Annotated in this window: 21 protein-coding genes and 3 tRNA genes; 13 read left to right on the forward strand and 11 right to left on the reverse strand. The window is 33.9% G+C overall.

The window, feature by feature from the left end; translation table 11 throughout:
• Nucleotides 1–251: 251 nt before the first annotated feature.
• Nucleotides 252–2,204: a T9SS type A sorting domain-containing protein gene (locus tag IPI31_01670; protein ID MBK7566511.1), complete on the forward strand. Its 1,953-nt coding sequence runs from the start codon at nucleotides 252–254 to the stop codon at nucleotides 2,202–2,204.
• 280 nt (nucleotides 2,205–2,484) lie between these two features.
• Here the strand turns inward: IPI31_01670 and cysN are convergent, their stop codons facing one another.
• The 6 genes from cysN to IPI31_01700 all read right to left on the reverse strand — a co-directional run bounded on the left by cysN (nucleotide 2,485) and on the right by IPI31_01700 (nucleotide 9,256).
• Nucleotides 2,485–3,786, reverse strand: a complete 1,302-nt coding sequence (gene cysN / locus IPI31_01675) for a sulfate adenylyltransferase subunit CysN (GenBank protein ID MBK7566512.1) — start codon at nucleotides 3,784–3,786, stop codon at nucleotides 2,485–2,487.
• Between the two features lie 71 nt (nucleotides 3,787–3,857).
• Entirely contained in the window at nucleotides 3,858–4,763 is a 906-nt protein-coding gene (cysD, locus tag IPI31_01680) for a sulfate adenylyltransferase subunit CysD (protein MBK7566513.1), read from the reverse strand.
• A 64-nt stretch (nucleotides 4,764–4,827) separates the two neighbouring features.
• Nucleotides 4,828–5,433 (reverse strand): adenylyl-sulfate kinase, encoded by a 606-nt coding sequence (cysC, locus tag IPI31_01685; GenBank protein ID MBK7566514.1) that lies wholly within the window; start codon nucleotides 5,431–5,433, stop codon nucleotides 4,828–4,830.
• Between the two features lie 103 nt (nucleotides 5,434–5,536).
• Nucleotides 5,537–6,934: an MATE family efflux transporter gene (locus tag IPI31_01690; protein ID MBK7566515.1), complete on the reverse strand. Its 1,398-nt coding sequence runs from the start codon at nucleotides 6,932–6,934 to the stop codon at nucleotides 5,537–5,539.
• 286 nt (nucleotides 6,935–7,220) lie between these two features.
• Complete coding sequence (locus IPI31_01695; protein ID MBK7566516.1) at nucleotides 7,221–8,525, reverse strand: T9SS type A sorting domain-containing protein; 1,305 nt, start codon at nucleotides 8,523–8,525, stop codon at nucleotides 7,221–7,223.
• 640 nt (nucleotides 8,526–9,165) lie between these two features.
• Nucleotides 9,166–9,256: transfer RNA gene (locus IPI31_01700), tRNA-Ser, on the reverse strand.
• Nucleotides 9,257–9,377: 121 nt separating this feature from the next.
• Here IPI31_01700 and IPI31_01705 point away from each other — a divergent pair.
• The 12 genes from IPI31_01705 to IPI31_01760 all read left to right on the forward strand — a co-directional run bounded on the left by IPI31_01705 (nucleotide 9,378) and on the right by IPI31_01760 (nucleotide 19,740).
• Complete coding sequence (locus tag IPI31_01705) at nucleotides 9,378–10,631, forward strand: site-specific integrase (GenBank protein ID MBK7566517.1); 1,254 nt, start codon at nucleotides 9,378–9,380, stop codon at nucleotides 10,629–10,631.
• Nucleotides 10,632–10,649: 18 nt separating this feature from the next.
• A complete protein-coding gene (locus IPI31_01710; GenBank protein MBK7566518.1) occupies nucleotides 10,650–10,925 on the forward strand; it encodes a hypothetical protein in 276 nt (91 codons plus the stop codon).
• Nucleotides 10,918–14,019 (forward strand): N-6 DNA methylase, encoded by a 3,102-nt coding sequence (locus IPI31_01715; GenBank protein MBK7566519.1) that lies wholly within the window; start codon nucleotides 10,918–10,920, stop codon nucleotides 14,017–14,019. Before IPI31_01710 ends, IPI31_01715 begins: the two co-directional genes overlap by 8 nt.
• Complete coding sequence (locus tag IPI31_01720; protein ID MBK7566520.1) at nucleotides 14,016–14,975, forward strand: hypothetical protein; 960 nt, start codon at nucleotides 14,016–14,018, stop codon at nucleotides 14,973–14,975. The genes IPI31_01715 and IPI31_01720 overlap by 4 nt, the downstream gene beginning before the upstream one ends.
• 83 nt (nucleotides 14,976–15,058) lie before the next feature.
• On the forward strand, nucleotides 15,059–15,379 hold the full coding sequence (locus IPI31_01725; protein ID MBK7566521.1) for a helix-turn-helix domain-containing protein: 321 nt from the start codon (nucleotides 15,059–15,061) through the stop codon (nucleotides 15,377–15,379).
• Between the two features lie 115 nt (nucleotides 15,380–15,494).
• Nucleotides 15,495–16,160, forward strand: coding sequence for a hypothetical protein (locus IPI31_01730; GenBank protein ID MBK7566522.1), 666 nt, complete (start codon nucleotides 15,495–15,497; stop codon nucleotides 16,158–16,160).
• Entirely contained in the window at nucleotides 16,141–16,695 is a 555-nt protein-coding gene (locus IPI31_01735; protein MBK7566523.1) for a hypothetical protein, read from the forward strand. The genes IPI31_01730 and IPI31_01735 overlap by 20 nt, the downstream gene beginning before the upstream one ends.
• Nucleotides 16,696–16,903: 208 nt before the next feature.
• Entirely contained in the window at nucleotides 16,904–17,326 is a 423-nt protein-coding gene (locus IPI31_01740) for a hypothetical protein (protein ID MBK7566524.1), read from the forward strand.
• A gap of 134 nt (nucleotides 17,327–17,460) precedes the next feature.
• Nucleotides 17,461–18,015 carry a hypothetical protein gene (locus IPI31_01745; protein MBK7566525.1) on the forward strand — a complete coding sequence of 185 codons (555 nt, stop codon included), beginning with the start codon at nucleotides 17,461–17,463 and terminating at the stop codon, nucleotides 18,013–18,015.
• Between the two features lie 103 nt (nucleotides 18,016–18,118).
• The gene (locus IPI31_01750) at nucleotides 18,119–18,514 is read left to right on the forward strand and encodes a helix-turn-helix domain-containing protein (protein MBK7566526.1); all 396 of its coding nucleotides are present in this window, start codon (nucleotides 18,119–18,121) and stop codon (nucleotides 18,512–18,514) included.
• Entirely contained in the window at nucleotides 18,480–19,223 is a 744-nt protein-coding gene (locus tag IPI31_01755) for an ImmA/IrrE family metallo-endopeptidase (protein MBK7566527.1), read from the forward strand. The genes IPI31_01750 and IPI31_01755 overlap by 35 nt, the downstream gene beginning before the upstream one ends.
• Nucleotides 19,210–19,740: a hypothetical protein gene (locus IPI31_01760; GenBank protein ID MBK7566528.1), complete on the forward strand. Its 531-nt coding sequence runs from the start codon at nucleotides 19,210–19,212 to the stop codon at nucleotides 19,738–19,740. The genes IPI31_01755 and IPI31_01760 overlap by 14 nt, the downstream gene beginning before the upstream one ends.
• A 120-nt stretch (nucleotides 19,741–19,860) precedes the next feature.
• On the opposite strand, the gene IPI31_01765 is transcribed toward IPI31_01760, so the two are convergent.
• From IPI31_01765 to IPI31_01785, 5 genes are all read right to left on the reverse strand, one after another.
• A tRNA-Pro gene (locus IPI31_01765) sits at nucleotides 19,861–19,935 on the reverse strand.
• Nucleotides 19,936–20,198: 263 nt separating this feature from the next.
• Nucleotides 20,199–20,288, reverse strand: a tRNA-Ser gene (locus tag IPI31_01770).
• 230 nt (nucleotides 20,289–20,518) lie between these two features.
• On the reverse strand, nucleotides 20,519–21,955 hold the full coding sequence (dnaA, locus tag IPI31_01775; protein ID MBK7566529.1) for a chromosomal replication initiator protein DnaA: 1,437 nt from the start codon (nucleotides 21,953–21,955) through the stop codon (nucleotides 20,519–20,521).
• A 79-nt stretch (nucleotides 21,956–22,034) separates the two neighbouring features.
• Nucleotides 22,035–22,970 (reverse strand): metallophosphatase, encoded by a 936-nt coding sequence (locus IPI31_01780; protein ID MBK7566530.1) that lies wholly within the window; start codon nucleotides 22,968–22,970, stop codon nucleotides 22,035–22,037.
• A complete protein-coding gene (locus tag IPI31_01785; protein MBK7566531.1) occupies nucleotides 22,960–23,784 on the reverse strand; it encodes a 5'-nucleotidase C-terminal domain-containing protein in 825 nt (274 codons plus the stop codon). The genes IPI31_01780 and IPI31_01785 overlap by 11 nt, the downstream gene beginning before the upstream one ends.
• Between the last annotated feature and the right edge of the window lie 3 nt (nucleotides 23,785–23,787).

Consider the following 23,787-nt stretch of genomic DNA (forward strand, 5'->3'; position numbering starts at 1 on the left):
CTTCAATTAACCCTGTTTGATATTCAATATTTAATGTTCGATATTCGATATTATCTACCACCTATCTTACAATTTTCTACATTCTACATGTTAATAGCGACATTTTTTTGAATTGAGTTAACTTTTTCGTAGTTTTAATTTTAGAAATTTCGCTAAATACTAATATCATACAATAATAAAAATTCATTCTAATCCCCAAAATATTAATATAATTGGTAATTTATAACACTTACCTTGTTAAAAAATTGAAAATGAAACAATTGCCGTTCCTTAGATTGCTGTTTTTTATCTCCTTCTTTCACTTTTGTATAGACACAAAAGCACAGGCACCTGAAATTTTATGGGAGCACGGTTATGGAGGAAATAATGATGATAGAGCAGAAAAGGTAATTGAAACACCTGATGGTGGTTTTTTAACCGTGGGGTATTCAAATTCTACTGATGGTGATATAGAAATTACACATGGTTTAAATGAATTTTTAGTAGTTAAATCTGATGTTGCCGGTAATTTGGAATGGAGTAAAAATTTTGGAGGAAGTAATGGAGATTATGGTTACGGGGTATGCAATGGACTAAATGGCGGATATGTTTTGGTTGGCAAAACTAATTCAATAGATGGGGACATTAATTTTTATCATGGCGATTATGATTGTTGGGTGATAAAAATTGACAGTGTTGGTAATATTGAATGGGAGCACACCTACGGTGGCAGTTATACAGAAGGGGCTTCGGATATTATACAAACTTCTGATGGCAATTATTTATTAGGTGCAAGTGTGTGGTCTTCAGATGGCGATATTAGTGCACTTCATGGCATTGATGCAGGTGACTTTTGGCTTGTTAAATTAAGTCCTGACGGGGATATCCTGTGGGAAAAAACATTTGGCTCAACAGAAACTGAACAACTCAATTCTATTATTGAAACCCGAAATGGAGATTTTGTAGCTGCCGGTTATACCACAGGAAATGATGGTGATGTGAGTGGCTTTCATGGGTGGTTAGATTATTGGGTAATTCGCGTAGATAACGAAGGTAATTTGATATGGCAAAAAGCCTTAGGTGGTACTGATGTGGACGAGGCATATTCTGTAGTTGAAAAACCGGATCATGGATTTTTAATTGCAGGAGGAAGTTATTCCGATGATGGCATGGTTACAGATAACCACGGGGATGAAGATGTTTGGGTAGTTGCCTTGGATAGCGCCGGTAATTTTCAATGGCAAAGAGCCTATGGCGGTGAAGGGAGTGAGATGGCCCGTTCTATTACGCAATACAATGAAAATGCTTACATTTTTGCCGGTGCATCCAACTATGTTGACGGAGATGTATCAGAATTTTACGGTATTACCGATTATTGGGTTGTAGCAATAGATAGTTTGGGAGAATTATTATGGGAAAAAAATTATGGCGGCACCGATTATGATATACCGCAATCTATAATAAAAACCTCCCTAAATGATATTGTAATTACAGGTGCTTCAAGTTCAATTGATATAGATGTTACCGAAACATACGCAAGCAATAATTTCTGGACAGTTTATTTAGATTATTGTGCTCATACTTTTTATTTGGATAATGATGGGGATGGTTTTGGAGATTTGGCTTTTGATACGCTTGTGTGTGCCTTGCCGGCCGGTTTTGCTGATAACGCTTTAGATTGTGATGATAACAATGAAAATATCTATCCCGGAGCTGTAGATATTTGTAATGCCATAGATGACAACTGCAATGGAGAAATAGATGAAGATGCAACTTTCACTCTCTATTTTGCTGATGCTGATGCCGATAATTACGGCAATGCAGAGGTGGATTCTTTGGCCTGTACACTACCTGAAGGGTTTGTATTAAATAACACAGATTGTGATGATACAAACCCCGATATTTATCCAGGCGCAGAAGAAATATTGAATGGATTAGACGATAATTGTGATGGTTTTATAGATGAAGGTTTAGCATTAGAAAACATCAATAATTTAAACATCACCATTTATCCAAATCCCACATTTAATATGTTAAATATTAATTACACAGGCGCTCCTCTCGATTATATTATCTATTCGGTTTTTGGCAATATTATTTACGCGCAAACCGCAATTTCAAAACCAACACAAATAAATACTACTGCATTTGCTGCCGGTATTTATATTTTGCAGTTTATGAATGCGGAAGGGGAATATTATTCTGTTGCGTTTACGAAGGAATAAATTTTTAATATGGCTTCGATTAATCCTGTTCGATATTCAATATTTAATGTTCATTATTCGATATTACATTCCCTGTTTTCAGAATATTCGATTGATCTGCGCTGTTGATGGTCAAACTCACCACTCACTATTTACAAAAAATCATTTGGTAAAAGAATAATTATCCGGCTACATAGGATTTAGCTCTTTACTGATTACTCATTACTGATTTTTGATCTGCTTCAAATAAAAAAGGGCTGTCTCAATTAGAAAAAGCCCTTTTAAAAATTTAAGCTATTTTTTATTCAATTATCATCCCCGCTCCTACTGTTGAATTAGTTCCTTCATCAATAATAATTATTGAACCTGTATTTCTGTTTCGGCGATATTCGTCGTAGAATAATGGAACGGTTGTACGCAATTTAACACGTCCAATTTCATTGAGTGATAAACTGTCAACATCCTGAATTCTGTGCAGGGTATTTACATCCACTTTATATAAAATTTCTTTCACTACGCAACGCGCATCACGGGTTGTATGTTTAATTGCGTATTTACCATTTAACTGCAATGGTTTTTTATCATCCATCCAGCACAACATAATATCAATTTCCTGTCCGATCTTAGGCACGTTATTTTCGCGCACTATCATATCTCCTCTGCTGATATCGATATCATCTTCCAGAATTAACGTAACACTTTCGGGTGGAAAAGCTTCTTCCATATCACCGTCAATAGTTTTAATAGCTGCGATCTTGGAAGTTAATCCTGATGGTAAATGCATAACTTCATCACCAGGTTTAAATACACCACCAACAACTCTTCCTGCGAAACCGCGGTAATCGTGATATTCGTTACTCATAGGTCTGATAACAGATTGAACCGGAAAACGGCAATCAATTAAATTATGATCGGAACCGATGTGAACTGTTTCTAAGGTATATAATAAGGTTGGCCCTTCATACCAAGGCATATTTTTACTGCGATCAACAACGTTATCTCCAAACAATGCGCTGATTGGAATAAAACGCACATCCTGCACATCTAATTTAGATGCAAAATGACGAAATTGTTCTACTACTTCATCGTATTTTTCTTTATCATAATCAACAAGATCCATTTTATTGATACAAATAACGATGTGAGGAATTTGCAATAATGACGCAATAAATGAATGACGATAAGTTTGTTCCACAACACCGTGACGTGCATCTACCAATATAATAGCTAGGTTTGCAGTGGATGCACCTGTAACCATATTTCTGGTGTATTGAATATGACCCGGTGTATCTGCAATAATGAATTTTCTTTTTGGTGTTGCGAAATAACGGTAAGCAACATCAATGGTAATTCCCTGTTCGCGTTCTGCTTTTAAACCATCGGTAAGTAAAGCGAGATTTACATATTCTTCGCCTCTTTGTTTTGATGATTTTTCTATGGCTTCCATTTGATCAACAAAAATGGATTTTGAATCGTATAATAATCTTCCGATCAAAGTTGATTTACCATCATCTACCGATCCAGCAGTTGTAAAGCGCAATAATTCCATGTTTAAGTAACCATGGTTGTCGAATGTTCCGTTATCGTTAACTAAATGTTCCATAAAAAAAGGTATTGAACAATATTTTTTTTGATTAAATTAATTTGAATGAAAAAGCCGGTTAATTTTTAAGATTAAAAATATCCCTGTTTTTTTCTGTCTTCCATTGATGTTTCACTGCGTTTGTCGTCTGAACGATTTCCGCGTTCAGTAAGACGTGTTGTAGCTACTTCGTAAATAATTTTTTCAACGGTATCTGCATCGCTTTCCACTGCTCCTGTAATAGGAAGATCGCCACAGGTTCTGAAACGAATTTGTTTAGATATTACCTTTTCGTTAGGTCGTAATTTAACCCATTCAGGATGTGTGGAAATAAATGTTCCGTCTCTTTCAATTACTTCGCGCTGATGTGCGAAATACAATTTCGGAAGAGGAATATTTTCCTGATAAATATATTGCCAAACATCCATTTCTGTCCAGTTAGAAATTGGAAATACACGGAAATGTTCGCCGTGATGTTTTCTTCCATTAAATAAATTCCATAATTCAGGTCTTTGATTTTTTGGATCCCACTGTCCGAATTCATCTCTGTGTGAAAAAAATCTTTCTTTTGCACGGGCCTTTTCTTCATCTCTTCTTGCCCCACCCATTGCGGCATCGAATTTATTTTTTTCCAAGGTTTCCAATAAAGTAACTGTTTGCAAAGCATTTCTGCTTGCATTCATTCCCTGTTCTTCCACAGCTGTTCCTTGTTGAATAGAATCTTCCACTGAACCGACAATTAATCTCGCGCCTACTTCATTAACAAGCCAATCGCGATATTCCATTGTTTCGGGAAAATTATGTCCTGTATCAATATGCACTAATGGGAAAGGAATTTTCGCAGGCCAAAAAGCTTTTCTTGCAAGAAAAACCATTACAATAGAATCTTTTCCGCCGCTGAATAATAAGGCAGGATTTTCAAACTGTGCCGCAACTTCCCGCATTATAAAAATGCTTTCTGCTTCCAATTCTTTTAAGTGCGTTAAACTGTAACTCATGAATACTGTTTTTTATTAATTTTATATTATTGAATCCGGAACACTTTAAAGTATTCCGTTTATTTTATTTTTTTATTACCGGTAAAATAAAGTCAAGCAACATCTGCACACTTTCCTCAATTTCCATTTTATCTGTTCTGATCTCCAATGCGGGATTTTCGGGTGCTTCGAAGGGTGAAGTAATTCCGGTAAAATCCGGTATCAATCCTGCCCTGGCTTTTTTATATAATCCTTTTACATCACGCGCTTCACAAACTTCCAGTGGTGCATTGATATAAATTTCCAGAAAATCATTTTCCCCGATCAGTTCCTTCGCCATTTTTCTGATCTCATTGGTAGGGCTTACAAAACTGTTTATGGTGATGATCCCGCAATTCAGAAACAATTTGCTCACTTCCGCAATTCGGCGAATATTTTCAATTCTGTCGGCATCTGAAAAGGAAAGGTTGTTGTTTATTCCTGAACGGATATTATCTCCATCCAGCAACATGGTAAGGTTTCCATTAGCATGTAAGATCTTTTCCAGGTGTTGGGCGATAGTACTTTTCCCCGAACCTGAAAGGCCGGTCAGCCAGATCACCTTGGCGGTCTGCTGTAAAAGATCCTCTTTATCAATGCGCTGTAAAAGCCTGTCGAATATGGGATGAATGTTTTCCTGCACTTCTTTCATTTCTCGAAATAGATTCCAAATTGCGCCGCAAAGTTACAAAACGTCATCGGTTTTATTGATGAATGACTGAAAGAAAGGGTTGTATCCCTGTTTTTTTTCTTTCTTAGATCTTTATCAGCTTCCATTTCCCCCGTCTGAAAAGGATGATGAAAGCAACAGCCATCAACGATTCAGAGATTGGAATGGCCATATAAATACCTGAAGAATCAAGTTCCAGAGAGATAGCAAGAAAATATGCCAGGGGTATCTGTATGAGCCAAAATCCGACAAAATTGATCATAGTTGGAATCTTGCTGTTTCCCGCTCCATTAAAAGCATTTGCCAAAACCATCTCATAACCATAAAAGATATAACCCATACAAATGATACGTAAACACTTGACTCCCTCCTGAATCACAGCCTCCTCATTCGTGAATATGCTCAGGAAATTGGCAGGAAAAATGACAAAAATAACGGTTACAATACCCATAAAGATGAGATTGAAGTAACCCGTTCGCCAGACAGCTTTTTCGGCTCTTTCGGGTAGACCGGCACCCAGGTTTTGACCTGTTAGTGTTGCGGCGGCATTACTTATACCCCAGGCCGGCAATATGCTAAATATGAGAATTCGTATGGAGATGGTGTAACTCGCGAGCACCTGTTCCCCAAAATTGCTCATAATGCTCATTAAAAATATCCAACTGGAGGAAGCGATAATAAATTGACCCGTAGCGCCGGCTGATACTTTTACAAGTTTGGCAATGATATCTGCTTTTAATCCGAATATCTTACCCTTTAAATGAATGAGCGATTTTCCATTAAAGAGATGATAAATTTGATAGGAAACACCGATTGTCCTACCAATATTGGTTGCTACAGCCGCACCTAATAAACCGAGTTCGGGAAAAGGACCTATTCCAAAAATAAACATGGGGTCGAGAATGATATTGATACCATTTGCAATGATGAGGCTTCTCATTGCAATACCGGCATCACCTGCTCCTCGAAAAATTCCGTTTATGAGAAATAATAACATGATAGTGATATTCCCGGATATCATTAATCGGGTGTAACTGACACCATAATCTACAAGTGCCGGACTTGCTCCCATCATTTCGAGAATATTTCTCGAATAAAATAATCCGATAATAGAAATGATCAATGAAATTCCGATACCGCCGTAAATAGCCTGAACGGCGGTTACTTTGGCTTCCGTGATATTTTTCTCACCAACTCTTCTTGCAACCAGAGCAGTTGCACCCATACTTAATCCGAAACCCAGCGAATAAATAATGGTTAAAGTACTTTCCGTTAATCCAACAACTGCAACAGCCTGTGTACTAACCTTGCTCACAAAAAATATATCCACCACCGCAAATAAACTCTCCATGAACATTTCAAATATCATGGGAATTGCGAGCATAAAAATTACGCGATCTATGCTCCCTGTTGTGGTATCTACATTTTCTCCTTTTAGAGCTTGAATGAATAATTTAAAAATATTTCTTTTTTGACCAGCCATTTAAATTTGAACTTCAAAATTGTATATGCCTAATACAATCCATTTTTCGAAGCCCAAAGGTGGGAAGAAATTAAGAAGAAAACAAAGTAGTATAACTAATTGCATTTAATAAAGCAGAATAAACAATAAGATGGTTATATTTTATTTAAATCCTATTGCAGTAAAAACTACAAAACCCTCCACATTGGGAGGATTTCGTAGTTCGCTTTGTATTCCGGTAATGCCGAATTGATACTAACATGGCTGCCAGAATAATTTAAAGTATTAATTATTATTTAAAATCAGTTTAATTTTCGACAATAAATGTTTTAGTATATAATTCGTTTCCGCTTTTTGCATTTAATATATACATTCCATCAGGCAAGGTATTTATCTTAATGGAAATAATATTTTCGGAATGATGTAACTCCTGCAGCATTAATTTACCATCTGAAGCATAAATATAAATATCCGTATCGTCGGTATTGTTATCCGCTTTCTGCACCATTAACATTTCGGAAGCAGGATTCGGATATACCAGAATTTCATTTTTAGCTAAAATATTATCCTGTCTGAAATAATCGGAAAAATATATTTTTGGTGTATAAGATATATTATAAATAAGCACTTCAGATAATACTCCCACCAAAGAATTTAAGGTTACTCTTGCACGTGCAATTTCCACTCCCGGCGCATTTGGAACTTTTAATTTTAAGCGGAACTGGTAACTTCCTATTAATTCAACCTCCGCAAGGCTAAAACCTCTTTTATTCCTAATCACATTCCCATCTGAATCAAATATAGTGAGCCTTAACTTGGATAGCAGATCTAACCCCAATACGGTACCGTTAGTACCCAATGTGAAAGTAACAGTACTACTGGCAGGACCTGGTGTACTAAAACCAAGATCCAAAAAAGCGTGATCGGAAACCCCAAAAGGAATTACCAGACCCGCATAATTATTTTTATTTGCATCAATTGCCTGCATAGCATTCAACACGCCTGAATTACAACCAAGGGTTACGGGATTGCATGGTCCGCCATCATAAATATAATCTGCATAAATGCTGCTTGAAGCTGGAGCATGTACAGCACCATATACATCAATCTCATTGGATAATGTCAATAAACTTCCGGCAGTTAAACGTGTTGCAACGGCAGTTTCTCCTTTAGGAACCTTTAATTTTAGAATACCTTTTCCGGTTTCATCTATTTCGATGTCGGCGAGTGTAAAAACTAATTTTTCTGCGATCATTTCATCTGCTGCATTAAATAAACGCATGGTAAGCGAAGCCAGAAGATCAGCATTTAACACCGCCTCACTTTCCACATAAAATGCAACAACAGAACCTTGAGGTGCAGGATTGCTAAATCCTACTTTAAGAAAGGAACCGCTGAGTAAACCAATTTCAGTTTTTAAAGTTGCGTAAGAATTAATGTCATTGTCGGTGGCATTTTCAGGATTCTGAACTCCTGAGGAACACAATAATGGAATAATAGGATCACATGGTCCTGAATTGATCAAAATATCCGCACCATTTTGAGCAGATAGATTACCCATACACACTAACCCGAGCATGCATGCTAAAACTCTTGTAGAGAATTTTCTCATAAAATAAAGTTTTTAAGATTAAAAAAAAATAATTGTTAACAGGGCAGGAATTTGAACAAACGTGACATAATAAATGCTTGTGTTCGCTAACAACATTTAAAGGAAAGTATAAGCAATAAAAATCTGTATACATTTTTTTCATGTACATACCTTTATAATCATAAATTTTATAGTGGCTGAAACTTACACGAGGATATAATAATCCTCCATATACCTGATTGGGGTTATTCTCACTAATCCAAATATATTGTAGTAATTTGAGAAAAACAAATTTATTTTTTGTGGTGCGATAAATTTAACATTTGATGTAATTAAAAAATTAGTAAAAAGTTTTATACATATATAAATAATTCATATATGATTAATTGCAATCTAAAAGTGTAGTATTAATTATAAGTGATGAAAATAACATTTCGAATTAAGTTATTTGAATTTATTTATGAGATAAATTTTAGTAAAATATTTTCTGCAGAACATAAATTTATATATGCATAAAAAAAAATAAAAGTGGATATTGAAATGCAGGGGTAATTTCAATTTATCAAATTTTCCCCCGCGACATTCCTGAAATAATTGTAAGATAAACCATTCGTGAAATACCGTACATTAAAAAACCCTTCAATTTCTTGAAGGGTTTCTGTCGGGGCAGCTGGATTCGAACCAGCGGCCTCCTGCTCCCAAAGCAGAATTTAGGGTATTGTGTTATTGTGACTTTTTCCCGTAAAACCCCGCTAATATAGTAACTATTACTAACTTTCAAGGTTTTACCTTATCTCTTTATTATTGGTTTATTTTACGTTATTATATGCAAATGGTATGCAAATTGATATATTTGCATACAAACAACCATTTATGGAAAAGCAAGTCTTCATTTCAATTTACTTAGATACCCGCCGGGCAAAAGAAACGGGCAAGTTTCCAGTTAAACTTAGGGTTTTTACTTCCAACCCCCGGAAACAAAAACTTTACCCTACAAAATTTGAAATGAGTAAAGCCGACTTTCATAGTATATGGGAAACCACTAAACCCCGGACTGAATATAAAAAGACCCGTTTAGCACTTCAGGAGGTAGAAACAAAAGCAAATAAAACAGCTGAAGATCTTAATATTTTCACCTTTGAACAGTTTGAAAAGAAACTTTACAGGAAAAACGGCGCCGGGGCAGATATGTTTTTTCAGTATGCAATAGCAATAGACCGCTTAAAGGAAAATAAGCAGATTGGAACTGCAAGTAATTACGATTTAGCCCTAAAATCAATTAAAGAATTTTTGATTCATGAAAAGGGCAAGGTTCCTGCAAATATGCCACTTAATGAAATAAGTAAGGATTGGTTAGAAAAATTTGAAACCTATATGGTTAAAACAATGGGTAAAAGCAGAACCACTTTAAGCATGTATGTAAGAACTTTAAGAACTGTCTATAATAATGCACTATCTGAAAATGAGATTGAAAGGGAATTTTACCCCTTTGGTAAAAGAAAATATCAGGTTCCGGCCACTAAAAGAGTTAAAAAAGCACTTACAAAAGCGGAACTAAAGTTAATGTTTGAAACAACCCCAAAAACAAGAGGGCAGCAAAGGGCAAAGGATTTTTGGTTTTTCTCTTTTATCTGTAATGGAATGAATATGAAAGATATTGCCCTATTGAGATACAAAGACATGAATGAAGATTCCTTTGTATTTTACCGGGCAAAAACAATAAACACCTCAAAAGCAGATTTAAAACCTATTACGGTTTATCTTAGTGACTTCGCTAAAGAGGTTATAGCGAAATATGGTAACCCCGATAAAAAACCTGAAAATTTAGTTTTTTCAATTATTTCAGATCAGGAAACAGAGGAAACAAATTTTTTCAAAGTGAAAAACTTTACGAGCAACATAAACAAGAACCTTAAAAAATTTGCAGAGGAATTGGGTTTAAGTGTCGAAATTTCAACTTATTGGGCGAGGCATAGTTTTGCTACCAGTGCAATAAGAAACGGCGCTTCAATGGAATTTGTAGGGGAAGCATTAAACCACAGTAACCCGGAAACAACAATTGGATATTTTGCAGGGTTTGAGGAAAAGGATAAAAAGGAAATAATGAAAAGCCTTCTTTCATTTTAAAAAAAGCAAAAATTTAGTATGGGTTTTAATGAATTAAAGGAACTTAAAAAACAACTACCCCAAGCTATCAATTTTGGGGATACAATTTATTGTTTGATTATTGTACCAACTGATACAGATGGCTTTGATAAACATAGCAAACATATTTTGCAAAATGGTGCTGAAATTACTGATGAGTTAGCCTTACAGTTTAGTAATGATAATGATTTTAGACTAATTTATTTAACCATATTTTTTGGATCCTCTTTTCATTTTGATGCTAATCAAATAAAACCCGGTAAACACAATGAGTGAATACGCAATAAATCAATACTTAGGAGTAGCTGAAAAAATTGTTCAATATGGCGGAACAAAAAAGGAAACCGCAATAAGGACTGCTTTTTTTAGCCTTCTAAATGAATATGCAAAAGGAAAAGGTTTATTAGTAGTTGCTGAAGTAACTATTAAAGGAACCAAGGGTAAAAACGTAACCCCCGATGGAACTTTAAAAGATTCACTTAGACAGGATTGGGGATATTGGGAAAGTAAAGACGAAAGCGATAAAATAGAAGATGAAATAAAAAAGAAATTTGACAGGGGATATCCAAAGGAAAATATTCTATTTGAAGATTCACAAACCGCTATATTATATCAAAATGGATATGAAGTTAAAAGAGTAAAAATGAGTGATCCGGCGGCGCTGGATTCATTGTTAAAATTATTTGTAAGCTTTGAACGCCCGGAAGTAATTCACTTTAGAAAAGCAATTGAACTATTTAAACAAGATATTCCAAAGGTTACAGAAACCCTAAGAGGTATTATAGGAGCACAGGAAAAGACAAACATAAAATTTGTAAAAGCAAGTGAAGCCTTTTTAAAATTATGCCATGAAAGTATAAACCCCGATATTACAAGCGAAGATGTAAGGGAAATGATTATTCAGCATATCTTAACTGAAGATATTTTTAATACCATTTTTGATGAAACACAATTCCACAGGGAAAACAATATTGCAAGGGAATTGGAAAAAGTAATTTCAACCTTTTTTACAGGAAATACAAAAAGAATTGCACTTTCCACCGTTCAACATTATTACCAAACTATAAACGCCGCCGCCGCCGGTATTGCTGACCACCATGAAAAACAAAAGTTTCTAAAAGTAGTTTATGAAACTTTCTATAAAAGTTACAACCCTAAAGCAGCTGACAGATTAGGAGTAGTTTATACTCCAAATGAAATTGTTCGGTTTATGGTTGAAAGCACTGATTATTTATTAAATAAACATTTCGGAAAATCTTTAGAAGATAAAGGTGTAGATATACTTGACCCGGCCACTGGAACTGGAACTTTTATTTGCGATATAATTGATTTCATAAGAAAGGATAAATTGGACTATAAATATGCTGAAGAACTTCATGCAAACGAAGTTGCAATTTTACCATATTATATTTCAAATCTTAATATCGAATATACATATAAACAAAAAACTGGAAGTTATAAAGAATTTCAAAGTTTATGTTTTGTAGATACATTGGATAATTTAAACTTTAAATCTTCCGGAAAACAAATATATTTATTTGAATCACTAACTGTAGAAAATAGTAAAAGAATCAAAAAGCAAAATGAAAAGAAAATTTCTGTGATTATTGGGAATCCACCCTATAATTCAAATCAAATGAATGAAAATGACAATAATAAAAACAAGGCCTACATTGCAATAGATAAAAGGATAAAAGATACATTTATTGAAAACGGAACAGCACAAAAGTCAAAAATGTATGACATGTACGCGAGATTTTATAGATGGTCAATGGATCGAATAGATGAAAATGGTTTAATTGCTTTTATTACTAATAATTCCTTTGTTAATACAAGAACATTCGATGGTTTCAGGAAATCAATTCAAGATGAATTTGATTTTGCCTACATTGTTGATTTTGGAGGAAACATAAGGGAATTATCAGGAAAAGATGGAATATTTTTAAATGAAAAGCATACTATATTTGGTCAGGCAGCAGCTGTTGGTATTGCAATTATGTTTCTTATTAAATCTCAAAAGGATAAAAATAAAATATGTAATATTCAATATATCCATCCTACAGATATAAGAGCAACAAGAGATGAAAAACTTCAATTTATAAATGAAACTTCAATTAAGGAAATTAAATTTGAACATATTTCACCAGATAAAAAAAATAATTGGATAAATCTTTCAATTAATAATTGGGATAATTTAGTAGCTATACAGGATAAAAATGTAAAGCTAAATAAAAGTGAAAAAGCAATTTTTAAAGTTTATACTAATGGAATTGCTACTGGAAGGGATGAATGGGTTTATGACTACAATAAAACACAATTATCTGAAAAAAATACATATTTTATATCAGAATATAATTCAGAGGTAGAAAGATGGGTAGAGTTTAAAACAAAAAATAAATACATAGATACTAAGGATGAATCAAATCCAATTGTAGATAATTTCCTTCATACTCCTAATAATATAATAAAATGGAGTAAAATGATTAAAAGAGACAAATTTAGAAAAGGAAAACTTGGAGAAGTAAAAAGTGATAATATAATATTTTCACATTATCGTCCTTTTTTTAAAACCTATTATAATTCCGGGTATATACTTAACGATGTTAGAGGTCAATTTGATTTAATTTTTCCAAATAAAGATGCAATAAATACAATAATTACATTTAATAATTTCAATAATAAATCATGGGATGCCCTAGCTGTTAACACCATTGTTGATTATAATTTCCTTTACGGGGGCGCAAATATCCTTTCATTGTACATATATGATAATGAGGGTAATAAAATTGATAATATTACCACTTGGGGGCTAATTCAATTCACTAAATTTTACAAATTAAATCAAATTACCAAATTAGAAATATTTAATTATTTGTATGGCGTATTATCGAGTCCTAATTATAAAAACAACTACGAACAAAATTTAAGGCGAGAATTTCCTCGTATCCCATTTTACAAAAATTTTTATAAATGGAGTAATTGGGGCAAACGATTAATGGATTTACATATTAATTACGAAACCATTGAACCATTCAAATTAAAACAAATTACAAATGATAATAAAGAACAACCAAAAGCAAAATTAAAAGCAAATAGGGAAACTGGCATAATAGTGTTGGATGAAAACACAACCTTAACAGGAGTTCCGCCGGAGGCATGGAATTACAAATTAGGCAACCGTTCAGCATTGGAATGGGTATTAGATCAATACAAGGAAAGCAAACCCAAAGACCCCACCATTGCAGAAAAATTTAATACTTACAAATTTGCAGATTATAAGGAGCAGGTAATTGATTTATTGAAACGGGTTTGCACTGTTTCTGTTGAAACAATGAAAATAATTGAGGAAATGAAAAAGGAAAATGAATGAAGGAAAGTTTTAAAGATGGCAAGAGAATAATTGAAAACAATTTCGAAGATTGGTGGAATGGACTATTTGATAAAATAATTAGTGGAGAATATACTGACAAGGTAACAGGTTTGATAACAATATATAAAATTAATGACAAGGAGATAAATAAAATAAAAAGTAAAAAAAGGGAAATTTATTGGGAGGCAGTTGATAATAAATTTTTGACCCTCAAAAATAGTTTTCTTAACAAATATGAAAAAAGCGAAATTAAAAACAAACTACTTGAGATAGAAATATCAAATTATGATAAACTAATTGATGAAACTAAACTTAAATTAGATTATACTCATAATTTAACATTGAAGGAAAGTATAGAAATTTCAAATAAAAATCCCGGTTGGCGATTTAATCCAATTATGGGTTTAAACTATTCGCAAGAAAAAATATTTAATATAAGGGAACTATATTACAAAACAATTATTTGTGGAGAGCGGAATTATTCAAATATTCAAAGCCCCAACTTGCAATTAAACAATCGAGGCAATTACTTTTTAGTTATTGAGATTGAGGCAATTTTTAAGTATATTAATTGGTTGGCAGAATTTAAATTACAAACCGAACCTTTTAGCTCGAATGAACCGGAAAGTTTCATAACAATTGAAGACTTATTTCGCGATCTCAAAAAATTGGAAACTGCTATAAATGCCTTGAAAATTGTTGAACCACCAATAATTGATAAGGATGATAATTACCTTTTAGGGAGGAACGACAAAGGTGCTTTTACAGCATGGGTAAAAGTGTTAAATGAAAAAGGTTATATAAAAACTACCAATGGTGAAAAAGTTGCACCGCTTTTAAATAAAAGATTCAAAGGTTTGAAATTAGGTAAAGATGGTAGAACCTTAAGTAATTACGAAACAAGAAGCTATAAAACATACTATCAGGACTTTAAAGCCTTAATTTCAAGTAAATAAATTACCCTAATTACATTGAGGTAGTTTAGGTAAAAGAGGTAAAAGGACACTTAGAACTTTGCCATATCAAATTTTTAAATGATATGGAAAAAACTATTTTACTTTCGTTACCGGTTGAAGATTTACAAACCCTTATTATAGATTGTGTAAATACTTGCCTGAAGTATAACAACTTACTTCAAAAGGAAAAGGGCGAAAACGATGAACTTTTAACAGTTCAAAGCGCCGCTAAATTTTTAAGTCTTTCAGTTCCCACCATTTACACTAAGATTTCTAAAGGTGAACTTCCAGTTATAAAACGGGATAAGCGCTGCTATTTTACCAAAGCAGATTTAATGAGTTACTTGAAAGAGGGAAGGGTGCAAATTGATGGATCTGATTTTTTGATCAAAAAAGGTAAATAGTATGTATTTACTGATTCCAATTGAGCTTTGCAGTTATACTATAACAAACTCCTTTTATAGTCCGTTTCAACTGTATATACATTTGAAATCAAGTTGCAGCGGTAAAACGAAACTAATGCCAAATGACTTAAAAACCATTGCAGAAAGTTTAGGGTTTAAATCTGAAAAAACAGTTAAGAACAATCTTAACATTTTGCTTCAAAACAATTGGGTAGGTTTCAATCCAAAATCAGGAATGTATTTTATAAGGAGTTTCAACCAAGTAATGTTTCAAAACGGATTTACCCGCCGGGCGGCGGCTGAATTTGATACAAGGGAAATCAAAAATCTGAATGAATTTTTAACAGCGGCAATAATTAAGAAACTAATAAATTTTAAGGTATGGAAATTACGGGAGGCCGAGCGAAAAAAAGGGCGTTCCAGACAAACCTCCCGTAAATTTCCTTTATTTTTTGATATTGCTAATAACTACTTAGCAAAGATACTGTGTATTTCAAAGAATAAAGCCTTCAGGCTAAAAGAAAATGCAGTTGAAACAAATTATCTTGAAACTCAAAAAGTATTTGTTAAAACGGATATAACACCCAACCAAATAGAAGATTACCTTATTGGTTATCCTGAAGTCAGGAATAAAATTAAAGTAATTAAAAAGCAGGTCTATTTGCAGGGCATTGACAAAATGAGGTCATTTGTTCTTATTAGAAGAAGGAAAAAAATAGAACCATATAAGAAGGGTTTCAGGGAAACATTTAAAAAAAGAAATGAAAAAAGAAAAAATTGAACTTTTAGAAAGTTACTTTAAAACTGAAGATGAATATTTGAACGGGTTTACTTTTAAAATAACCTGTAAAACGGTTTTAAGTGACCTATTCGAAGACCCGGAAACCCCTTTAAGAGTTTTCAGAGCCGCAATTGATAATTTCACTGAACAAGCGGAAAACCCTTTAAAAGCCTTTTTTCAATTCAAAGTGGAACTGGAAACCGAAAAGCTAAAACCGGAGCAAGAAATTTTTATTTATGGCGAATTACTAAACTACCTCAATAAAACTACCTATGAAGATTTTGACCTTTCCCCTATTACAAAACTTTTAGAAACGGGATTTAAAACCTTAACTATCCTTAACACCCCGGAAACCCCAAAAGTTAAAAATATCCGGGAAACCCTTAAAGATCTGATTCAAGCAGAACTGACCAATTTACCCGAAAACTTAAAAACACTTGAATTGAAAGACCGTTTAAATATCCTTTGCAAGTTAGTTCCCTACATTTTGCCTAAAACAATTTCTATTCGAAGTGATCAGGGGGAAAAGGAGTAAAAGCACTTATCAAAACTTAAGGTTTGATGTTGAGAATTGTTGAGTTTGAAACCTCACAAAACCTCACATTAAAACTTGACAAAACTTGATATTTTAATCAAAAACCTAATAAAACCTAATGTTGAAATCTTAATGAAACCTCAAGTTTAACCATATCAAAACCTATTTTAACGGATTTTTGTTAGATTTGGTAAGAAAATATAAACCTATGATTACAGGAATTGACTTTGATGTGCTCTCTTGGAAAATTTTAGAGAATGACACTTTTTATCCATTTATAGAAGCGGAAACAGAATATGTTCCAATTAAGTTTTATGGGTTACTAAATACAACTGATTCATACTTCTCAATACATGCTGTCCATGCTATTAGAAGTAACAAAATAGGGGTAACTCCGGAATTGATGTTATTTGCAATATTTCAGCAACGGTTTCATTTAAAAACTCCTCCCAATAAAGTAACTCCAAGTGATCTTTTTCAATGCTGTGGTCATATGTATAAAGCAATGGTTGAAGAGTTTAGAAATAGAGTTATAAACACAGAATTACAGGGCAAAGAAACTTCAATTACTAAACCGATTTATGACCTTATTTACCCTAAACTTGTAAATATTCTAAACTTTCCTAATTAATCACTTAGTCAATTTCAATTCATTCATCTTTAAACTTAGTTTAAATAAACCCCTTGAACCTGATAAAACCTGAAATCAAAATACAGATAATGTGAAATATTCCCTAACTATTTAGGTTACCCGAAAAAAAACACATGGCAAAGTTTCCCACCTTCCCCACAATTTACGATGACTGCTATACAATTGATATTGCCTGTCTAACCAAATGGGGCTACCTCAAACCCTCACAATTGAAAAGCGGAGGCATACAATGGAGTCGGGATAAAGTTCCTGAAGGCAAAATTGGAATAACAGTAAACACCCTTTCGAAAACCCCCTATCTTGAATTTAACTATACTTCAGATGGAACCCCGATAAATTACTGGGTTCAATTAACTTCCCTTCCCTCGAATTTAGGTAAAGGGTTAGTATGGTTTTTCATTTGCCCCCATACCCAGCGGCGCTGTCGAAAACTTCATTTAGTAGGAACCCACTTTTTACATAGAACTGCTTTTACCGGGTGCATGTATGACAAACAAACCTATTCCAGTAAAACAAGGGCTTTTCATAAGGAATGGGGGAGGATATTGAGGCAGGATGAGGTTTATGGGGAGATTTATGGGAAGGGGTTTAGGAAATATTATAGGGGAAAACCTACAAATAGATATTTAAGACTTTTGAAATCGGTTTCTCAAACAGGATTATCCTAATTACTGGACACATAATTTTGAAACTTTTGTTACAATTTGGCGTTTATTATATAATAATTGTTACTTTTGTAACACTCAATTTAAAAATTAAGGCAAACGCATTATGACTCAAAATGAACTTACCGTTCTTACTCAGAATGGAATTATAGGTCAAAATATTCAGCAATTTAGAAATAGGTTAGGCATTAGTCAAGCAGTCTTATCCGATTATCTGGCAATTTCAAGGGAAATGCTAAGCTATTATGAAACGGGCACTAGAAATATCCCTATTGATGTTATTGCCAAGGCTGCAAAAATATTTGGAGTGGACGAATATGACCTATTTGAAACTCAAAATGAAAATCTGTGTGTTAATTTAGCATTTGCATTTAGATCTGATGATTTGACTGTGGATGACTTAAATAGCATTGCTGACTTTAAAAAGATTATATTAAATTACCTAAGTATGAAAAAAGTTGTAGAAGATGAATCATTTCGTATTAGAAAAAAAGGCAAATGAATTTAGGACTAGCCACGGCATTAATAATAATGATAATATAAGACTAAAAAGTTTACTTTATAAACTTAATGTTTTAACTGTCTTTAAACCCCTGAAAGAAGGGTTTTCAGGGATGGCAATTAAGGTAAACAATAATTCAGATCCCAAAAGATTTATTTTAATCAATAGTTCTAAATCACTTGGCCATCAACATTTTACAATTTGTCATGAATTGTATCACTTATTTGAACAAGAGGATTTCACATCAATGATTTGCACAGCAGGTAAATTTGACAAAAAACAAGAGGTTGAGTACCATGCTGATATTTTTGCTTCCTATTTACTCCTACCAGAATCAGGTATCAAATCAATGATTCCAGATGACGAACTAAGTAAAGACAGAATTTCGCTAAAAACAATATTGAATATAGAACAATATTTTGCTTGTTCAAGAGCCGCATTGCTATATAGATTAAAATCCTTAAGTATAATTTCATCTGAATGTTATGACAAATATTCGGTTAATGTAAAGCGTGGAGCAATCGAATATGGTCACACAATTACACTTTACGAAAGCGGGAATGATAATCAGGTATTTGGTGATTATGGTTCAATTGCAAGAGAGCTATTTGAAAAAAATGTAATTTCAGAGAGCCATTATTATACATTATTATTAGATTTGGGTATGAATATAGACCAATTAGAAAATCTTGATAATGAAGAAAGATGAAAGGATTATTCTAATTGATGCCGATGTAGTTTCACATTTTATATCTGCTGGTGAAATGATATCCATAAAAGCCATTTTTGATATTGAAGTTTATATTTTAAATAAAGTCTATGATGAACTTCAAAAGTTTCCAAAAAGAAAATTAGAGGTTGACAATTTGTTGACGCTGGGAATTGTAAAACTCCTACCTTTTCCTGAAGAAAATGAACAAATAAAAAAAGAATATACTTATATTAAAAAGAACCTATTTAAAGGTGATGGCGAGGCAGCTTCGCTTTCAGTTGCCCGGTTTACAAATAATATCTTAGCAAGTAGTAATTTAAAGGATATTGCAGAATATTGTAAAATGCATAAAATAGACTATCTAACAACTATGGATTTTTTATGTGAAGCATTCAAAAAGGGTCTATTTGACATATCCAGATGTAATAGTTTCATAACTAAAGTTCTAAATGCACGTAGCAAACTCCCAGTTACAAAAATGGAGGATTACCAATGTAAACCCTTAAATTTTTGAATTTTTTAATACAATCCTTAATTTACTTTTCAACCGTTTATTAAACCGATTTATATGCAAATCGTATGCAAATAAAAAAGGGTTCCAGCATTTAACTCGCTGAAACCCTTGTGGTAGTAGTCGGGGCAGCTGGATTCGAACCAGCGGCCTCCTGCTCCCAAAGCAGGCATTCTAACCGGGCTGAACTATGCCCCGAACAATTATTTTATATTTCAGGATTCGAACCGGCGTCCTTCCCGCTTGCGGCGGGACATTCTAACCGGGATGAACTATGCCCCGAACAATATCTTTTTTCGACCTTGCGGCCTTCCCGCTTTCGGCGGGACATTCTAACCGGGCTGAATTCACCCAGAATATTTCTTTTCATCACATTTTCTTTTCTGCCCCTCGGCAGTAAAGTTGGCTAGCCATGAAGTGAATTTTCTCTTCATGCCTCATGAAGAGAAAATTCTACTTCATGGCGGTGAGGGAGAGATTCGAACTCTCGGTACCGTTTCCAGTACGGCAGTTTAGCAAACTACTGGTTTAAGCCGCTCACCCACCTCACCTTCTAGTGATATTTTTTATTTTATAAGAACTTTTGAGGCAGTTTAGCATCAGCCGCACATACATCCTCATTCTTATTAGTGATTTGAATATTTTATAAGAACATTTCCTTGTTTTAAGGGACGCAAAGGTAATAAAAGAGATGGGTTCTTCCTAAAATTTCATAAATACTGTAAAATAAAATGCCATGAACGGATATTCATGGCACTTAAAGTGAGGTATAATAAGGTTTTTAGGATATACTCATCTGAATTTTTTTCTGAAGATCATCCACACTTTCTTTGAATTTAGTGTCGGTGTCCATCAAATTTTGTATCGCCTGGCAACTGTGAATTACTGTGGAGTGATCACGACCCCCAAAATGTTTACCAATTGCCTTTAAAGAGTGTTTGGTGAAATTTTTAGAGAGATACATACTCAACTGACGAGCCTGCACAACCTGACGTTTACGGGTCTTCTCTTTCAATTTATCAACCGGAACCTCAAAATAATCGCAAACAGCCTTTTGGATGAAATCGATAGAAACTTCGCGAGACATGTTTTTAACAAAATTCTTCACGATCTTTTTAGCGAGGTCGAGGTCTATTTGTTTTTTGTTGAGGGATGCCTGAGCTAATAAAGAAACCAGGGCCCCTTCCAATTCACGAACGTTGTTGGTGATATTATAAGCTACAAATTCCACAACATCCTTAGGTAACTCAATGCCATCGGCATACATCTTCTTTTCCAGTATGGCTACACGGGTTTCGAAGTCGGGCGACTGAAGGTCAGCACTCAATCCCCATTTGAAACGGGATAATAACCTTTCTTCCACTCCTTCCAGATCACGCGGAGGACGATCACTTGTTAAGATGATCTGTTTGCTCTCCTGATGAAGGTGATTGAATATATGGAAGAAGATATCCTGCGTTTTTGCTTTATTGGCAAAGAAATGAATATCATCTATAATTAACACATCAATTAACTGATAGAAATGCACGAAGTCGTTTACCGAATTATTTTTCAATGATTCGATGAACTGATTAGTGAATCTTTCAGCATTGGTATATAAAACTGTCTTGTTTGGAAAATTCTGTTTTACCTCATTTCCTATGGCTTGTGCAAGGTGACTTTTTCCAAGACCTGTAGCACCATATATAACCAATGGATTAAAGGCAGTGCCGCCCGGTTTTTGTGCAACAGCATAACCTGCACTTCTACACAATCTGTTACAATCACCCTCAATAAAATTATCGAAGTTGTAATTTGCGTTCAACCCGGATTCGATATTTACTTTTTTCAAACCGGGAATTACAAAAGGATTTTTAATACTTGTTCCCATAACGAGTGGTGCTGCTACCTCAGGATTTTTATTGTTTCCGGTATTATAGTTTGGATAGTCGATAGTAAACGGAGAATTATTTCCGGAACTGTTTTCAACCACGATCCTATACTCTAACCGGGCATTACTTCCTAATTCGCGTTTTATAGTTTTTCTTAATAGGGTTACATAATGCTCTTCCAACCATTCGTAAAAAAATTGGCTGGGTACCAGTATGGTTAAAATCTCATCTTCTAACTTAACAGGTTCGATCGGCTCGAACCATGTTTTAAAACTCTGGAGATTTACATTGTCTTTGATTATTTTAAGACAATTGGCCCACACAGTATGAAAATCATTGCTACTCATCTCAGAATTAAAAATTTATTTATTATTTATTAACATCGGAATGACGAAGGTGTGAAAAAATAAATTGTAAAAAAAATTTTTATTCACTTGTTTTTTTCGAAACAATGACAGGTTTACCAGAATGCCATTTTTTCGCTCTTTTTTTCTCAAAAAAAATATCCAACCTACCTAACCATACACCTGCCCAACCAACCTGATTAATTATTACCTCTTTATCGGCAAGATTTTTGTAAACTATAGGCGCTTCCAAAAAGGTGTGTGTATGTCCTCCCAGGATCAGATCGATACCCTCCGTTTTTTGAGCGAGCAAAACATCCGAAATTTTACTGTCTTTATATTGATATCCCAAATGTGATAAACAAATAATGTAATCACATTTTTCATCATCCCTTAATTTTTTAACCATTTCATTTGCTTTCAAAACAGGATCCTGATAAATGGTATTGCCATATAATTTTTCTGGCACTAATCCTGTTAACTCAATTCCCAATCCGAATATTCCAACTTTAATATCTTTCTTTTGAATAATTTTATATTGTAATATTTTATCTTTTAATACAGTATCCGTAAAATCATAATTGGAAACTATAATTGGAAATTCGGCATGTGCTAATTGTTTTTCAAAACCATCGATGCCTGCATCAAAATCATGATTACCCATTGTTGCAGCATCATATTGCATTGCACTCATTAATTGCATTTCCAATTCACCATGATAAAAATTAAAATAAGGTGTGCCTTGAAAAATATCTCCTGCATCTAATAATAAAACATTATCCTCCTCAGCTCTTATTTTTTTTATTAAAGCTGCTTTCTGCGCCATGCCTCCCATTCCCGGAAATTTTTTATCATCGTCGGGGAATGCGTCCACACGGCTGTGCACGTCGTTGGAGTGTAGTATCACCAGTTTCTGAACACCACTGCTTAAAGCAAAAGATTGCAAAGGAATAGCACCCATACCTAAGAGTGCCGATCCGGTTGCTAACTTTTTTATAAATGTTCTTCTATTCTGCATATGTAATTCTGCCTTCTATTTTTGCATACAATTTTCTTCCCTCTCCATTCTCTCTTGAAATATAATTTAATACCATATCGCGAATGGTGATGCCAAGAATATTAATTTTTTGTCCAAATAAAAAATCCATTTTATCACCTCCGTTCGCCATATAATCATTCATGATAACAGTGTAATTTTTATTTGTGTCGAAAGGAACATTATTTATTAATACATTTTCGGCAACATTATTTTTTACAGTGATCTTAATTCCGGAAACGGGCCAACCTCCCTCATCAATTATTTTTTGAATAAGTTTTGCTGTGCTATTTCCATCTAAGGTAACTATTGCTCCGAAATTTTCAAAGGGCAATAATTCGAAAATTTTGCCTTTTGTTATCGGACCCGCATTTATAAATTCCTGTCTTATTCCTCCATAATTATATACGGCAAAATCAATTTGTTCATCAGCATATAATTGTCCCTCTTTTAAAATTACGTCACATATAAAATTTCCTAATGTTGATTCCGGTTTTGCTCTTTTTAGTTCTACCCCCATTTCTCCCACTATCAAATTCATCTCTCCATCGAGGGCAGATTTATAAGGTTGAATAATAGAAAGTACCGCCGAATCACTTTGGGCATTTTCCGAAACCCGTAATTGTTTGGCTTCATAACCGGTATCTGAATAATAATAACTGCAGGAAGAAAGGCTTAAACAACAACATAACAATAGGATAATGTTGCGTTTACAAAAGTTGAATATAACATTACGTGATGACATCCGCCCCGCAGAAATAGTAAAGTAACCGTGAGCAGAAGTGTATATTTTCACAAT

The organism is Bacteroidota bacterium (assembly GCA_016706865.1).
GTDB lineage: Bacteria > Bacteroidota > Bacteroidia > Chitinophagales > BACL12 > UBA7236.